The organism is Faecalibacterium sp. DFI.5.82 (genome assembly GCF_029076575.1).
Lineage (GTDB): Bacteria > Bacillota > Clostridia > Oscillospirales > Ruminococcaceae > Faecalibacterium > Faecalibacterium duncaniae.
This window is the reverse complement of the sequence record NZ_JARFIS010000011.1, coordinates 36,443-51,878: the sequence shown is the minus strand read 5'-3', so window position 1 is coordinate 51,878 and position 15,436 is coordinate 36,443. Positions and strand designations below refer to the sequence as shown.

Below are 15,436 nucleotides of genomic sequence, written 5' to 3'. Positions count from 1 at the left end.
GTGCATTGCACGAAGTGGATGCTGGGAGCCGCAACCCGTCATTGGCGCAAAGCGCCTGAGAGGTTCTTCTTTTGCAATGCCTCAAGTTATGCTATACTATTACTACTATAGCACAAGAAGGAGGCGTTTTCCATGGGGGGAAGCACCAAACAGGCCCTGCTGCAGGCGCTTTCGGCGGCAGAGGGAGCCTATATCTCAGGCCAGCAGCTGGCCGAAGCGCTGGGCGTGAGCCGCGCGGCTGTCCACAAGGCGGCACAGGCGCTTTCGGCCCAGGGATACGCGCTGGATTCCGCCCCGCGCCGGGGCTACCGGCTGGCAGGCGGTGACCCCTTCTGCGCCGAAGCGGTGGGCCCCTACCCCGCCCCCATTCACATCTACGACACGCTGCAAAGCTCCAACCTGACAGCCAAGCAGCTGGCACTGGGCGGCGCGCCCCACGGCACGCTGGTGCTCACGGCCCATCAGCAGGCGGGACGCGGGCGGCTGGGGCGGCGGTTCGAAAGCCCTGCCGGGAAGGGGGTCTACCTCTCCCTCATCCTGCGGCCCACCCTTTCTGCTGCCGATGCCCAGAGCGCGACCATCAGTGCGGCGGTGGCCGTGGCCCGGGCTGTCAAGGCCCTGTGCGGGCTGGAACTGGGCATCAAATGGGTGAACGACCTTTACTATCAGGGCCGCAAGGTCTGCGGCATCCTGACCGAAGCCGGGACCGACATGGAAAGCGGCCAGCTGGAATGGCTGGTGGTGGGCATCGGCCTCAACCTGACCACCTCCCCTGCCGACTGGCCCGAGGAGCTGGCCCGCACGGCAGGCAGCCTTTACCCCGGCGGCCCCGCACCCGTGAGCCGGGCGGTGCTGGCCGGGGCCATTGCCCGGGAGCTGCTCTCCCTCTGCCCGGCCTTCGACTGTCTGGACGAGTACCGGGCCCGCTGTTTTGTGCCGGGCCACTGGGTCACCGTCTGCACCGGGGCCGAGACCTATGCCGCAAAGGCCCTTTCCATTGACGATGCGGGCCGTCTGGTGGTGGAGCGCGAGGGCGGCAGGCAGATTGCCCTGCAGCACGGCGAGGTCAGCATCCGGCCCACCTCCACAATATGAAAAATGACCCCTTCCGCCACGCCGACGCATGACGGAAAGGGTCATTTTCTTTTAAGAGATATGTACCGCTTCCAACACCTTGATGCCCTCCCGCTCCAGCACGTCGCGCAGGGCCTCGAGGTAGCCGGGCTTGTCCACCTTGTTCTCAATGCAGCAGGTCAGCACGCCGTGCAGGCTGGTGACCTCCATTGCAAGGGACGCACCGTCCGGCAGCACCCAGGTCTGGAAATCGGTCAGGTACGCTTCCAGCTCCGGGCTGTGCGGCAGCAGCGGGCTGCCGATGTAGCTGACCCAGAAATCTGCCGGGAAGCCGCTGATGTACTCGCCCATCTGGAACACACGCTTCTTGATCTTGAGCGCGGCCTTCTGCCGGAACACCTGATACACCCAGCCCATCTGTTCGGCCATGCGGAACAGGCGGCGCTCCGGGGTCAGGCTTTCCCGGATCTCATGGTCGAGCTGCTTTGCAAAGCTGTGGAGCCGGGCCTGCGGTTCCAGCTGCAGGGACAGCTGAAAGGACGCAATGCAGTTGTACAGGGCATGCGGCACCCCCAGCGCCGCGCGGGTGTCGGCGGCATAGCTGTACACAAGGTCATTCTTTTCCAGATACCGCTGCGCTGCCTGGCAGGTCAGCCCCATGAGGGCGCTGAAGGGCTTCATGCCCTCCTTCTGCGCCAGATCCACAAGGCTCTGCCTGTCCAGCCGCAGCCGCTGAAAATGGGGTGTGCCCTCGTGGATCTGCAGCACGTCCTTCTGCATGTCGTTGGCCACCTGGCTCTCCGGGTAGCGGGCCAGCAGCTGTTCCACATCGTAGGGCGGGTCAGAGGCAAGGGCCTCACATACAAAACCGGCGTTGGAGCGCAGGTTGCAGTAGAGCTTGAGCAGCAGGGTGAAAAAGGGCGCGCTGCCCCGGCCATCGGCCAGGAAGTGGAACCAGTCCAGATAGACCGTGTTCCCCTCATAGCCCAGCGAGAAGAGATAATCGTTCGTCTCCTCGGGGATCTTTGGCTGGGTGCTGCCCTGCAGCACACGGCAGGGGGCAGTGTTGGGCTCCAGACGGGCCTCCCGCTTTTCCCACACCACATGGCAGAAATAATACTCTGCCAGCGGGCGGGCCGCATCCAATGCCTGCTGCAGAAGGACCGGGTCAACGGCCTCCTTCAGCGTGGCCTGATAGCGGCAGAGGACCTGATTTTCACGGTAGTAGTAGACGATGCCCTGAAACACCGCACGCTGCTCTGCATTCATCCAGAATTTACCCCGCGTTCTCGGCCAGATAATCGGCCAGATCGCCGATGGTCACAAAGTTGCGCAGCTCCTTTTCGGGGATGCGCAGACCAAAGGTCTCTTCCAGATCGGCCACGACGGTCAGGATCTCCATAGAGGACAGATCCAGATCATCCATCATCACGCTGTTTTCGTTGACATCCTCGGGCGAGATCTCTGCCACATCCTCCAGAATTGCCAGGATCTGAGACATGATTTCTGCTCTTTCCATCAAAAAATCTTCCTTTCCGTGAGGGATTTTTTATCGCCTGCAAGGGCGCAGTTTCAGTATGCCACGCGCCGGGCCGTTTTAGCCAGCCGGCGGGGCATTCCTGTGTTTTATAATACCTGTTTTATGGAGGAAATGCAACACACCGGCCGCCCGGTTTTGCGCTTTTTTTACAATTTCCGCGCTTACCTGCGCAGCAGCTTGCCCATGGCGTTGCGGGGCAGGGGCTCGGTGCTGAACTCCACCGCCGTGATCCGCTGGTACAGCGGCAGGGTACGGTTCAACCCGGTGATAAAGGCCCGGACCTCCGCCTGCTTTTCCTCGGCACAGCAGATCAGCGCGCCGATCTTTTTGCCTATCTCCTTGACCACGCACTCCTGCACCTCAGGGCAGGCGTTGAGCCTTCTTTCCAGCTCCTCGGGACTGACGTTCTCGCCGGTGCCCAGAATGATCAGGTTCTTCTTCCGGCCCACCATGTAGTAATAGCCGTCCTCGTCCTCACGGGCCAGGTCGCCGGTGTGGAGCCAGCCGTCTTTGTCGATGATCTCTGCAGTGGCCTCGGGGTCTTTATAGTAGCCCAGCATCACACAGCCGCCCCGGATGCAGATCTCGCCGGTCTCATCCAGCTTGTACTCACAGTGGCCGTCCGGCTTGCCCAGCGCCCGGATATGGGGCTCTGCCTGGGCGTAATTCACCAGACCATCGCCGCAGGTCTCGGTCATGCCGTAGCACTGGGTGATGTACATGCCGTTTTCCACCAGACCCAGCAGCAGCTCGCTGTCGAACATGGCAGAGCTGCCGCAGGGGTTCCACAGGCCGTTCAGCTTATCGGCGCGGCCGCGCTTAACATCCTTGTAGATGCTCTCCATCAGCACCGGGGCCACGGCAATGGAATCGCTGTGCATCAGCCCCAGATCCCGGTAGAAATTCCGCAGGTCACTGCAAAGGTTCAGGGCCCAGCCCTTGAAGGGCCAGGAGAACAGGCAGATAAAGGTGCCCAGATGGAACAGGGGCAAGATGGCAAAGTTGCTCAGGACATCGTTTTTGTCCTCGGGCAGCTGCCGGTGCTTGAAGTCCAGCAAGTGGTCGCCCATAGCAACGTGCATCTGCATCACAGTAAAGAAGTTCCGCTCTGCCAGCATCACGGCCTTGCTGCGGCCGGTGGTGCCGGAGGTGAACAGCATGACCATCAGGGCATTGGGATCGATCTTCTTTTCCAGCCTGCCGGGCGCGGTATTCTTCCAGACATCCATCGGCCGCAGGCGTTCCCCATACGCAGCCTCCAGCTGGTCACGGCAGCCGTAGTCCACCCCATCGTTCAGGATGAGGGCAGGCTCTGCCAGCTCCAGCTCCCAGCTCAGCTCATCCCAGGTCTTTTTCTGGTTCATCGTTACCAGAACAGCCCCGGCCAGCACAGCGCCAAAGGTATTCACGCCGTACTCATAGCAGTTCCGGCTCAGCAGGACCACCCGCTTGCCCTCCACCTCCGGGATGTTCCGGGCAAACCAGGCAGCAGCGCGGCGGATATCCTGTGCATACTCGGCATAGGTCTTTTCCTTCACGGTGCCGGTGGCATCCTCTACCCAGCGGAAGGCCACCCGCCCGGGGAATTCCTGCTCCATTGTCCGGGTAACAAGATCATAGACATTGTTTACCATGGTCTGCTCCTTTTTTCTCCCGTTTGATTTTACTTGCGCAGCAGCTTGCCCAGCGCGTTGCGGGGCAGGGGCTCGGCGCTGCATTCTACAACGGAGATGCGCTTGTACATGGGCAGGGTGCGGTTCAGCTCGGTGACAAAAGCCTTCACCTGCTGCTGCTTGTCATCCTCACAGCAGACCACGGTGCCGATCTTCTTGCCCATTTCCTTGACGATGCACTCCTTGATGGCATCGCACTTGCCCAGCAGCTTTTCCAGCTCCTCGGGGCTGACGTTCTCGCCGCTGTCCAGAATGATGAGGTTCTTCTTGCGGCCGGTCATATAGTAGTAGCCTTCCTCGTCCACGCGGGCCAGGTCGCCGGTGTGGAGCCAGCCGTCCTTGTCGATGGTCTCGGCAGTGGCCTCGGGGTCCTTATAGTAGCCCAGCATCACGCAGCCGCCGCGGACGCAGATCTCGCCGGTCTCGTCCACCTTGACCTCACAGAAGCCGTCCGGCTTGCCCAGGGCACGCAGGTGGTCGCCCTCCTGGGTCACGTTCAGCAGGCCATAGCCGGCCAGCTCGGTCATGGAGTAGCACTGATTGATGTAGAAGCCATTCTTCACCAGATTGCTCAGAATGGCGGGGTCAAGGATGGCAGAGCTGCAGCTCAGGTTCCACAGCCCGTTCAGGCGGTCGGCATGGCCACGCTTGACCTCGTTGCAGATCATCTCCACCAGCACCGGCGGGGTAGACATGGCATCGCTGTGCATCAGGCTCATATCCCGGCGCAGGTCGCGGGCATCACAGCAGAGATTCAGGGTCCAGCCCTGCACGCCATAGACAAAGTAGCAGATGAAACCGGCCAGATGGAACATGGGCACCAGCGTAAAGTGGCTGAAGGTCTGGTCGAGGTACTGGGGTACCAGCCGCTCCTCATGGTCAAGGACGGACTTCAGGCCATCGATGTACATCTGGCAGGCGGTGAAGTAGTTTTTCTCGCTCAGCATCACTCCCTTGCTGCGGCCGGTGGTGCCGGAAGTGAACATCAGCATCAGCAGACCTTCGTGGTCGATGCGGTTGACCATCTCAGCCTCAGGGGCAGCGGTCCAGGCATCCATGGGGCGGAGCCGAGCGCCGTAAAGTGCTTCCAGCTGGGCGCGGTAGCCGTAATCGATGCCATCATTGAAGATGAGGTCCGGCTCCACCATGCCCAGCTCATATTCCAGCTCGGCCCAGGTCTTGCCCTGGTTCAGGGTCACGATGACAGCGCCTGCCATCATGGTGCCGAAAACGACCGCGCCATACTCATAGTTGGTGCGGCTCAGGATGACGATCTTCTTGCCCTTGGGCTCGCCCAGCTCCTGCTGCAGGTAGCCGGTCGCTTTGCGGATATCCTGCACATACTGAGCGTAGGTCTTTTCCACCACCGTGTCCTTGCCCTCCACATAGCGGAACGCCACACGGTCAGCATACTTATTCTGCATCGCAGAGATCATATCAAAAACGGTCATCGGCATATTTGCCACGGTCACAACTTCGTTACAAGCCTTGTTTGCCATTATTTTACACTCCCTGTTTATTTTTGTTAAATTATTCCCTTTTGTTTCCGCCAAATGGAATCTTCTGGGTACTCTAGCCTAGAGTATACCGCATAGAGGGCTTAAATGCAAGATTTAATTGCACAAATGTGCAACTTAAACTTGCAGTCAATCTGTGCACCCGGATGTAAATCCTGCCTTTTGTTGCGGGCAGGCCGTGAGTGTGGTACACTTTTCCCGGTATCCGCCTACCGTGCTTTCTCCCTGCGTTTGATTGACAGCAAGGGCAAAAAGCATTATACTTATTATAAATATCTCTAATTTTTAACATGATGCGCCAAAAATCCGGCAATTCTGCCATCCCGGGGCGGGGTGCGGCGCAGAGGAGGACCTTTTTATGGAGGGAACCAAACGCCGTGCCGCAAATTCGCTGGGCATGTTCGATCTGCTCAAGGGTGTCGGCATGCTGACCATCGTCTTTGCCCACACCGGTGAGCTTTACCCCATGGGCGATGCCAGCCACATCAACCCGCTGACCTTTTGCATGTTCGCCTACCGCGAATCCCTGATGGCGGCCTTTTACATTGCCAGCGGCTACGGCTTCCGCAAGCGCTCCATCGGCAAGTGTATCGACCAGCAGTTCAAAACGCTGCTCAAGCCTTACATCTATACCGGCATTGCCACCACCGTGTTCCATTTCATCATCCATTACAGCCTGTTCGGCAGCCTGCACAACGCCACCTACGAGACCTACAAGGTGCTGGGCGGCTTTGCACTGGGCCTACCCCACACGGCCACCTATTTCGGCCAGCTGTTCTTCTCCTGCGGCCCCATGTGGTATCTGCTCTCGCTGATGATCGCATGGGTCCTGCTGGATCTCATCCTGAATATCTTCCCGGAGCAGTACATAAACTGGGCGGTGCTGGGTACCATGCTGTTAGGCTGGGGCATCTGCATCACCTGGGAGGCTCCTTTTTGCATCGGCCAGGGCATGGTCACTGTTCCGGCTCTGTATGTGGGACACCTTGCCAAGAAGTATAAGATCTTTGAGCAGCCCCTCTCGCCCCGTCTACGCGGCGGGATGATCGCGGCGGCGCTGGCTGTGGCCGCACTGGTGCTTCTTACCAAGAGCACCGACTGCGTCTCGATGGCCGAGTGGACCCTCGGCCCCGTGAGCATCCTGCTGGATGCCGTGACGGGCCTGGGCATCCTTTCCATCGTCATCTGGTTCCAGCGCAGGGTGGAGAACGTTGTCACCCACGCCATTCAGGCCATTGGCCGTCGTTCGCTGTTCATCTTCTGCGTCCACACCGTGGAGCTCACGGCCATTCCCTGGTATCTGATGCCCCAGAAGTTTGCGGCTCACCCGGTGCTGGGCATGGTGCTGCAGTTCACCCTTTCGCTGGGCTCCACCCTGCTCATCTGCGAGCTGCTGGTGCGCCGCCGGGACCTGAAGTTCTGGCTCACCTCCCGCCGGGAGCAGAAGGCGGCGGAAGCGCCCCGCCGGCGCAGCGCCCGCACCGAAACGCCTGAGCGTCATTTTGCGGCAAAACACTGATTTTTTGCAGAGGGTGCACCCTCTGCTGAAGTGAAATAATATTATGAGGAGAATCCGGTTATGAACAACGCAGCTCCTGAGAACACTGCGGCTCTGCAGGAAAAGATCGCCGAGCTGGAACAGCAGCTCAAGCTTTCGGACGAAGGTGCTTCCCATCTGGCAGAACGCTGCCTTGCCCTGGAACAGAAGGTGCAGTCCTACCTTGCGGCACACCCCCAGCGCGAGATGCATACTGACTCGCCCACTCTGCTGCAGCCGCTGCTCTATTATGATGCAGGCTTCGGCTTTTCGGAAAAGGACACCCTGACTGCGCCCGACTGCACCACCGACGAGCTGACCGGTGCTGTGACCGCGACCTTTGAGCTGCCGGTGGCCGTGCAGGCCCTGCGGTTCGACCCGGGTGAGCTGCCCTGCTGCATCACCAACCTGATCTTTTCAGACGACCGCATCATCTGCGTGCCCACCAACGGCCTGAATCTTTCCGGCGGCAGTACCCTGTTCCTGGGCGATGACCCCAACTACCGGCTGGAGGGCACCACCCACTACCCCGCCGGGATGAAGCTGGTGGTGAGCTACGGCTACTTCCCGCTGGAGACCCTGACGGACGAGCCTTTGTTCTGCGCCGTGCTGCAGGGCGTGCAGCAGCTCCAGCTGCGCAAGGACAGCGAAAAGCAGCATATCCAGCAGCTGGAGCAGAATGCCGCGGCCCAGCAGCAGATGGTGGCCGCCCTGCAGCAGGAGATCGCACAGCTGCACCAGAAAAACGCCGATCTGCAGGCCCGGAGCACTGCCTACGAGACCTCGCTGGAAAGCGTGTTTTCCAGTAAAAGCTGGAAGCTCACTGCTCCCATCCGCAGCCTGATGCGCCTGTTCCACCGTGGAAACTGAGAAGCGGAACGGAGGGAACAGCCATGTACAACAATTACACCCCCCTGCAGCAGCGTCAGCTGGCCCTGCAGGAGTACAGCAACACCCAGAGCACCTATCTGCTGGTCTGCGCATCGGCCCGCAGCACGGCCCTGAAAGCCACCCTGACCGACCAGCTCCACCGCAAGTTCCGGCTGGTGGACCGGCTGGACGGGGAACTGACCGCAAGCGTGGACGGCGTGCTTCTGGCCGCCGAGGACGTGGAGCTGATGTCCACCGCCCTGATGTTCTTTGCCAAAGCCCTGCAGGATGGGGCGGATTACGCCGTATGCAACGCTGTGTTCGGCTTTGGCGGGGCGACTGCCCTCTATCAGAGCCAGCCGCTGCAGGCGCAGAACCGCTGCGCCGTGGTCAGCCGCGCCCTGCTGGAGCGCTGCCGTGCCGCCGCCCATGACCCCGAAAATGTGCCTGAGCTGCTGGCGCTGGCCGCGCAGCTCTGCACTAAGCCCGCTCTCATCCCGCAGGCTCTGCTCCACTACGAGCGCGGCATCTGTGCCGAGGATGCGTTTTCGGCCCATGGCAAACGTGCCTTTATTATGAGCCATGTGCTGGATATGACCGGCGCACCCATCGTGCTGGTGAGTGCCGTGCCGGTGCTGCGCAGCATGGGGTATGAGGTACTTGTGCTGGGCCCCAGTGACGGCGGCTCCCTGCATCTCTTCCTGGATGCCGGGGCCTCGGTCATCACCCGGTCGTCCTGCCGCAATGTCTCCGATGCCTGGGGCATGGCTCTCTGTGCCGACCTCGTCATCGCCAACACGGTGGTCATGGCTCGGGCTGTCCGTGCCCTGAGCGGCACCGCCGTGCCGGTGCTGTGGTGGCTCCACGATGCCTTTGCAGGCTACCCCCACATTGCCCACCAGATCCCCACCCAGCTGGGAGAGAATGTCCGGGTCTACTCGGTGGGCAGCCACGCCGCCAACGCCATGCACGCCGTGCGGCCCGAGTTCGAGATCCGGCCGCTCATCTACGGCCTGCCCGATTACGCGGCAGAGAACTTTGTCCGCACCGATCTGGGCTACAACCGCGGCCGCCCGCTGTTTGCCACGGTGGGCTCCTTTGAGCGCCGCAAGGGCCACGATATCTTCTGCAAGGCCATCCGCCTGCTGCCGCCCGAGGTACGGGAGAAGGCCTCCTTCCTCTTTGTGGGCCAGGCCGCTGACAAGGAGATGATGGACTCCGTCCGCGCCCTGACCGCAGACTACCCGGAAAACGTGTACTACTGCAAGCGGCTCACCCGTGACGAGATCAAGAGCCTGATGGAGCAGTGCACCGGTTTGGTCTGTGCTTCCCGCGATGATCCCATGCCCACCTTTGTCACTGAGGGTCTGATCTTCGGCAAGCCGTCCATCGTATCGGAGCACACCGGCACCGCCGGGCTCATCTCCGAGGGGCGGAACGGCTTCGTTTACCACAACGACGACCCGCAGCAGCTGGCTGTCCTGCTGGAGCACGCCATTGAGCACCCGGAAGAGCTGGCCTCCATGCGGACAGAATGCCGTAAAATGTACGAGCAGTATTATTCCAAGGAGGCTTTTGAGCAGACGCTCCGGGCTGCTGTGGAAGATCTGACAGCGAAAAAGTAACACAAAACCTCTCCGTCATTGCTTCGCAATGCCACTTCTCCTCATAGGGGCAACAGCAACAACCGCCGCCAGTGGCGGATAAAGGGCGTTGCTGTTGGGGCCGCGGCCAGCAAGACACAAGTGTTGTTTCCAACACGAAGTGGATGCTGGGTGCCGCAACCCGGGTTTGGCAAACGAAGTGAGCCTGAGAGGTTCTTTTTTATCATATCACACAAAGTGACGAGAAAAATTTTGTTTCAGTTCACAAAAACAAGGTTACGCTGTGTTATACTGCAAGCAGTATCGTGAAAGGAGCCTTGTCCCATGGAACAGACCAACACCCCCCAGCAGCCCTCCCGCAAAAAGGCGATCCTTTCGCTGCTGGTGCTGCTGGCGCTGACCTGTGTAGTGGTTTTCATCTTCAGCAGCCACTGGGCCGAGATCTCGACCGCGCTGGCCCAGCTCTCCTTCTGGCAGGTGCTGCTGGTGCTGGCCATCGGCCTGACATACCCTCTGCTTGAGGGAATCGTCTGCTGGCTCATCATCCGCTGCCGCCTGCCGGGCTTCACCCTGCGGCGCGGCTTGGATGCCGCCTTTGTGGGCATCTTTGGCAACGTGGTCGGCCTGGGTGCCGGGGCTGTGCCCATGGAGTCCTACTATCTCTACCACTGCGGCCTGCCGCTGGGCCCCGGTGTGGGCCTGATGACCCTGCAATATGTATTCCACAAGACCACCGTTCTGCTCTATGCCACTGTGATGCTCCTGCTGCAGCACCGGTGGCTCGCCGCCAACACCTCCGGCGTGATGCACTATCTGCCCGCCGCCTACTGCGTGGTGGCGCTGGTCATCGTGACGCTGGTGCTGCTCTGTGTCTCGCCGCTGGTGCAGCGGCTGGCCCGCTGGGCCATGGGCTTTCTGCCCAAAACAGAACCGTGGCAGACCCGCCGGGAAAAGTGGCTGGAGCAGCTGGACACTCTGGCCACCGAGAGCCGCCTCCTGCTGGCCGACAAGGGCCGCTGTGCCCGTATCCTTGCCGTGCAGACCCTCAAGCTGTTTCTGATGTTCACCCTGCCGTGGTTCTGCATCCGGTTCATGGGGCTTTCCTGCGGGCTGAGCTTCTGGCAGGTACAGCTGCTCACCAGCCTGATGCTCTTCCTTTCCAACGCCCTGCCCAATGTGGCAGGCATGGGCTCCATTGAAACAGCCTTTCTGCTGGTGTTCAGCAGCTTTATGACCAGCGGCGAGGCCATGAGCACCCTGATGCTCTTCCGCATCGCAAGCTACTATTTTGTGTTCGCCGCCAGCGCCGCAGGCACTTTTGCGGCGCAGAAGCATCTGGAGAACAGTTGACATCCTGCGCATTCCGGCACTATAATGAAAGCGTACTCTTTGAAGATCTCTGGCCGCCCAGCTGTGCGGCCCACCAAAGGAGAACGCCTTATGGAAAACAAAAGTCTCCGTTTTTATGCCATCATGGCCCTCTGGGTCGTGTTGTTCGTGCTGTTGTTCGTTTCCAACCGCCGCGTTGACCTGAAAACTGACATCAATAAAAGCACTTCCGTCTCTGTCAGTGTGGAGGATACCGTCAGCCTGAGCCCCTCTGTGGTCACCACCCGTGCCTATTCTGCGGACGATGATACTTATCAGGCATTTTTCGAGATCCTGCAAAACGCGAGCTGCTACCAAAAATTCAGCCAGAATGTCCGCTCCTACTCCCACGACTACGAAGCGCATTCCATCACCCTGCGCTTTGCAGACGATGCCAGCCAGAACCTGCTTTTCACCGTCTATTCAGACGGAGTCTGTCAGGTAAACGGAAAATTCGTCTTCCTCCGCTCCCCTGATGGAAACGCGGAGGCGATCTACCAGCTGCTGCGGGATGCGGTGGTGTAAAGAATGTTGTCCGCTCCCCGGGATGCGGCTGACAAACGACCGGGACAAAACAAAAATCGGGGCACTCAGGTGGTCAAGCTGAGTGTCCCGTTTTTGTTTTCATCTGCGCACAGTGCCGTACCAGAGCCCTGTGTGCCGCGCAGCGGATGCAGAGCAAACCAGAATGCTGCATCCTGCCAAGAAAAAGAGAGTATGGAATGGAGGAATGGAACGGAGCGCTTGCAGACGCTCCGTTTTTTGGTGCATCGTGGTTAGAATTAGCTAACCGCCGCTGCGAGAACAGAATACCATAGACGGTTAGTCTTGTCAACCCTCAATTTGCAATTTTTCCCGAAAAAGGTGTGTGTCGCCGGGGTTTTAGCTTTTTTTCTACATTCTGCCCAAAGAATCCCCCTTGCTTTGGAAGAAAACCCACTTGTTTTCTATTGCTTTTTAAAGTGGTTCTTGTTATTATAGTAACGCAAGATTTTGTGGGCAGGTTTTCATTTTTGTCTACACCTTGTAGTTAGAACTGCCGCAGACGGCAGTTCAAGACCGTTTCGCCCCCAGAAAGCCGCCGATACAGTGCGGTTTTTCAAAGGCTCAATAGTTAGAATGCGCTAACCCTGCGCATGGAATGGAGCAAGGAGGTTCCAATGATCAATTTTGAACAGTGGGAAGGCTTTGAGGGCCGCATCTGGAAAGAGGAAGTCAATGTCCGCGACTTCATCCAGAAGAACTACACCCCGTACGACGGCGACGAAAGCTTTCTGGCTGGCCCCACCGAGGCGACCGATAAGCTGTGGGGTGCCCTGCAGAAGCTGCAGAAGGAAGAGCGCGCCAAGGGCGGCGTGCTGGACATGGAGACCGAAGTCGTCAGCAGCCTGACCGCTTACGGCCCCGGCTATATCGACGAGACCCTGAAAGATCTGGAGCAGATCGTCGGCCTGCAGACCGACAAGCCCCTGAAGCGTGCATTCATGCCCTACGGCGGCATCAAGATGGCAGAGCAGGCCTGCACCACCTACGGCTATCAGCCCAGCGAGGAGCTGCACAAGATTTTTACCGACTATACCCGCACCCACAACCAGGCTGTGTTCGATGCCTACACCCCTGAGATGAAGGCTGCCCGCCACACCCACATCATCACCGGCCTGCCCGACACCTACGGCCGCGGCCGCATCGTGGGCGACTACCGCCGCGTGGCCCTGTACGGCATCGATGCCCTGATCAAGTTCAAGCAGGAAGATTTCGCCAACTGCGGCGATGGCACCATGACCGATGACGTGATCCGCCTGCGTGAGGAGATCGCACGCCAGATCAGCGCCCTGAAGGGCATGAAGAAGATGGCCGAGGCCTACGGCTGCGATATCTCCCAGCCCGCCAAGAACGCCAAGGAAGCCTGCCAGTGGCTGTACTTCGGCTACCTGGCCGCCATCAAGACCCAGAACGGCGCTGCCATGAGCGTGGGCCGCATCTCCACCTTCCTGGATATCTACATCCAGCGCGATCTGGAGAACGGCACCCTGACCGAGAGCCAGGCCCAGGAGCTGATCGACCACATGGTGATGAAGTTCCGCATGGTCAAGTTTGCCCGCATCCCCAGCTACAACCAGCTGTTCTCCGGCGACCCCGTGTGGGCCACCCTGGAAGTGGGCGGCATCGGCATGGACGGCCGCAGCATGGTCACCAAGAACTGCTACCGCTTCCTGCACACTCTGGAGAACATGGGCCCCGCACCGGAGCCGAACCTGACCGTTCTGTACTCCTCTGCCCTGCCCGAGAACTTCAAGAAGTACGCTGCCAAGGTATCCATCAACACCAGCTCTGTTCAGTACGAGAACGATGATGTGATGAAGCCCGTGTGGGGCGACGATTACTCCATCTGCTGCTGCGTGTCTGCCACCCAGACCGGCAAGGAGATGCAGTTCTTTGGTGCCCGCGCCAACCTGGCAAAGTGCCTGCTGTACGCCATCAACGGCGGCGTGGACGAGAAGAGCCACGAGCAGTGCGGCCCCAACTATGCCCCCATCACCAGCGAGTACCTGAACTATGACGAAGTCCTGCCCAAGTATGTCCAGATGCTGGACTGGCTGGCCGGCCTGTACGTCAACGTACTGAACCTGATCCAGTATATGCACGACAAGTACTACTACGAGGAAGCCGAGATGGCCCTGATCGACACCGATGTGCGCCGCACCTTTGCCACCGGCATTGCAGGCTTCTCCCACGTCATCGACTCCCTGAGCGCCATCAAGTACGCCAAGGTCAAGGTCGTGCGCGACGAGACCGGCCTGGCCACCGGCTATGAGGTGGAGGGCGACTTCCCCAAATACGGCAACGATGACGACCGTGCCGATGAGATCGGCGTTTGGCTGCTGCGCACCTTCCTGGAGATGATCAAGAAGCGCCGCACCTACCGCAACTCCGAGGCTACCACCTCCATCCTGACCATCACCTCCAACGTGGTGTACGGCAAGTACACCGGTGCTCTGCCCGATGGCCGTGCCGCCTTTACTCCCTTTGCACCCGGTGCAAACCCCAGCTACGGTGCGGAGCAGAACGGCCTGCTGGCTTCCCTGAACTCTGTTGCCAAGCTGCCCTACCACTGGGCTCTGGACGGCATCTCCAACACCCAGACCATCAACCCCGAGGCTCTGGGCCACAGCGAGGAGGAGCGCAAGGAGAACCTGGTGCAGGTGATGGACGGCTACTTCGACCAGGGTGCACACCACCTGAACGTGAACGTGTTCGGCAAGGAGAAGCTGCTGGATGCCATGGAGCACCCCGAAAAGGAAGAATACGCCAACTTCACCATCCGCGTCTCCGGCTATGCGGTCAAGTTCATCGACCTGACCCGCGAGCAGCAGATGGACGTGATCTCCCGTACCTGCCATGCCGCACTGTGACCCTGTCGGTCTCGTCCACTCGCTGGAAAGCTTCGGTTCGGTGGACGGGCCGGGTGTCCGGTTCGTTGTCTTTCTGCAGGGTTGTGCCCTGCGCTGCAAATACTGCCACAACCCCGAAACGTGGAGCGCTGAGGGCGGCACGGAATGGTCTCCGGAGAAGCTGTTCCAACACGTCTGGCGCTACCGCAATTACTGGGGCAAGAAGGGCGGCATCACCGTCAGCGGCGGCGAGCCGCTGCGGCAGATGGACTTCCTGACAAAATTCTTCCAGCTGGCGCGCGCCAAGGGGGTGCACACCGCGCTGGACACGGCCGGTCAGCCGTTCCAGCCCGATGACCCCGCCTACCTGGCCGCCTTCGATACCCTGATGGCTTCCACCAGTCTGGTCATCCTGGATCTCAAGGAGATCGACCCGGAGAAGCACCGTCAGCTTACCGGCAGGGACAATGCCAACATCTTAGCCATGGCACGGCACATCTCTGATCTGGGCGTTCCGCTCTGGATTCGGCATGTGCTGGTGCCTGGCCTCACCGATGACGAGGAGGGCCTGCGCAGGACCGCAGATTTCATCCGCAGCCTGAAAACGGTGCAGCGGGTGGAGGTGCTCCCCTACCACACGCTGGGGCTGTTCAAGTGGCAGAAGCTGGGCATCTCCTATCCCCTGCCCGATGCTGTTCCCCCCACGGCGGAACAGGTCCGCCGGGCCGAGGAACTGCTGGAAGTGGCTAAGTACCCCGGCTGAAGCGATGCAGCCGCCGGTGCTTGACAAAGCTTTTTGCATCTAATATCATAAGAGCAAAAGAAAAGGAGCCTTTTGGCACTCACACCTATTTCCCTGTA

The 15,436-nt window shown here is 59.9% G+C and carries 12 protein-coding genes; 8 read left to right on the top strand and 4 right to left on the bottom strand.

The window, feature by feature from the left end:
• Positions 1 to 132: 132 nt before the first annotated feature.
• Positions 133 to 1,095 (top strand): biotin--[acetyl-CoA-carboxylase] ligase, encoded by a 963-nt coding sequence (locus tag P0G09_RS12755; RefSeq protein ID WP_275252863.1) that lies wholly within the window; start codon positions 133 to 135, stop codon positions 1,093 to 1,095.
• 51 nt (positions 1,096 to 1,146) lie between these two features.
• On the opposite strand, the gene P0G09_RS12750 is transcribed toward P0G09_RS12755, so the two are convergent.
• From P0G09_RS12750 to P0G09_RS12735, 4 genes are all read right to left on the bottom strand, one after another.
• Positions 1,147 to 2,343 (bottom strand): hypothetical protein, encoded by a 1,197-nt coding sequence (locus P0G09_RS12750; RefSeq protein WP_275252862.1) that lies wholly within the window; start codon positions 2,341 to 2,343, stop codon positions 1,147 to 1,149.
• A gap of 7 nt (positions 2,344 to 2,350) precedes the next feature.
• Positions 2,351 to 2,593, bottom strand: a complete 243-nt coding sequence (locus P0G09_RS12745) for an acyl carrier protein (protein ID WP_005934955.1) — start codon at positions 2,591 to 2,593, stop codon at positions 2,351 to 2,353.
• A 182-nt stretch (positions 2,594 to 2,775) separates the two neighbouring features.
• The gene (locus P0G09_RS12740; RefSeq protein WP_275252861.1) at positions 2,776 to 4,248 is read right to left on the bottom strand and encodes a class I adenylate-forming enzyme family protein; all 1,473 of its coding nucleotides are present in this window, start codon (positions 4,246 to 4,248) and stop codon (positions 2,776 to 2,778) included.
• 29 nt (positions 4,249 to 4,277) lie between these two features.
• Complete coding sequence (locus P0G09_RS12735) at positions 4,278 to 5,786, bottom strand: class I adenylate-forming enzyme family protein (protein WP_275252860.1); 1,509 nt, start codon at positions 5,784 to 5,786, stop codon at positions 4,278 to 4,280.
• A gap of 376 nt (positions 5,787 to 6,162) precedes the next feature.
• Between P0G09_RS12735 and P0G09_RS12730 the strand changes: the two genes are divergently transcribed.
• The 7 genes from P0G09_RS12730 to pflA all read left to right on the top strand — a co-directional run bounded on the left by P0G09_RS12730 (position 6,163) and on the right by pflA (position 15,338).
• A complete protein-coding gene (locus P0G09_RS12730) occupies positions 6,163 to 7,323 on the top strand; it encodes an acyltransferase (RefSeq protein ID WP_275252858.1) in 1,161 nt (386 codons plus the stop codon).
• Positions 7,324 to 7,383: 60 nt separating this feature from the next.
• Entirely contained in the window at positions 7,384 to 8,211 is an 828-nt protein-coding gene (locus tag P0G09_RS12725; protein ID WP_249259423.1) for a hypothetical protein, read from the top strand.
• Between the two features lie 23 nt (positions 8,212 to 8,234).
• Positions 8,235 to 9,836: a glycosyltransferase gene (locus tag P0G09_RS12720; RefSeq protein WP_275252857.1), complete on the top strand. Its 1,602-nt coding sequence runs from the start codon at positions 8,235 to 8,237 to the stop codon at positions 9,834 to 9,836.
• Positions 9,837 to 10,139: 303 nt separating this feature from the next.
• The gene (locus tag P0G09_RS12715; RefSeq protein ID WP_005934962.1) at positions 10,140 to 11,165 is read left to right on the top strand and encodes a lysylphosphatidylglycerol synthase transmembrane domain-containing protein; all 1,026 of its coding nucleotides are present in this window, start codon (positions 10,140 to 10,142) and stop codon (positions 11,163 to 11,165) included.
• Between the two features lie 90 nt (positions 11,166 to 11,255).
• Complete coding sequence (locus P0G09_RS12710; RefSeq protein WP_275252856.1) at positions 11,256 to 11,708, top strand: hypothetical protein; 453 nt, start codon at positions 11,256 to 11,258, stop codon at positions 11,706 to 11,708.
• Positions 11,709 to 12,343: 635 nt separating this feature from the next.
• On the top strand, positions 12,344 to 14,596 hold the full coding sequence (gene pflB / locus P0G09_RS12705) for a formate C-acetyltransferase (RefSeq protein WP_275252855.1): 2,253 nt from the start codon (positions 12,344 to 12,346) through the stop codon (positions 14,594 to 14,596).
• Positions 14,583 to 15,338: a pyruvate formate-lyase-activating protein gene (pflA, locus tag P0G09_RS12700; protein ID WP_097773391.1), complete on the top strand. Its 756-nt coding sequence runs from the start codon at positions 14,583 to 14,585 to the stop codon at positions 15,336 to 15,338. Before pflB ends, pflA begins: the two co-directional genes overlap by 14 nt.
• Positions 15,339 to 15,436 lie beyond the last annotated feature (98 nt).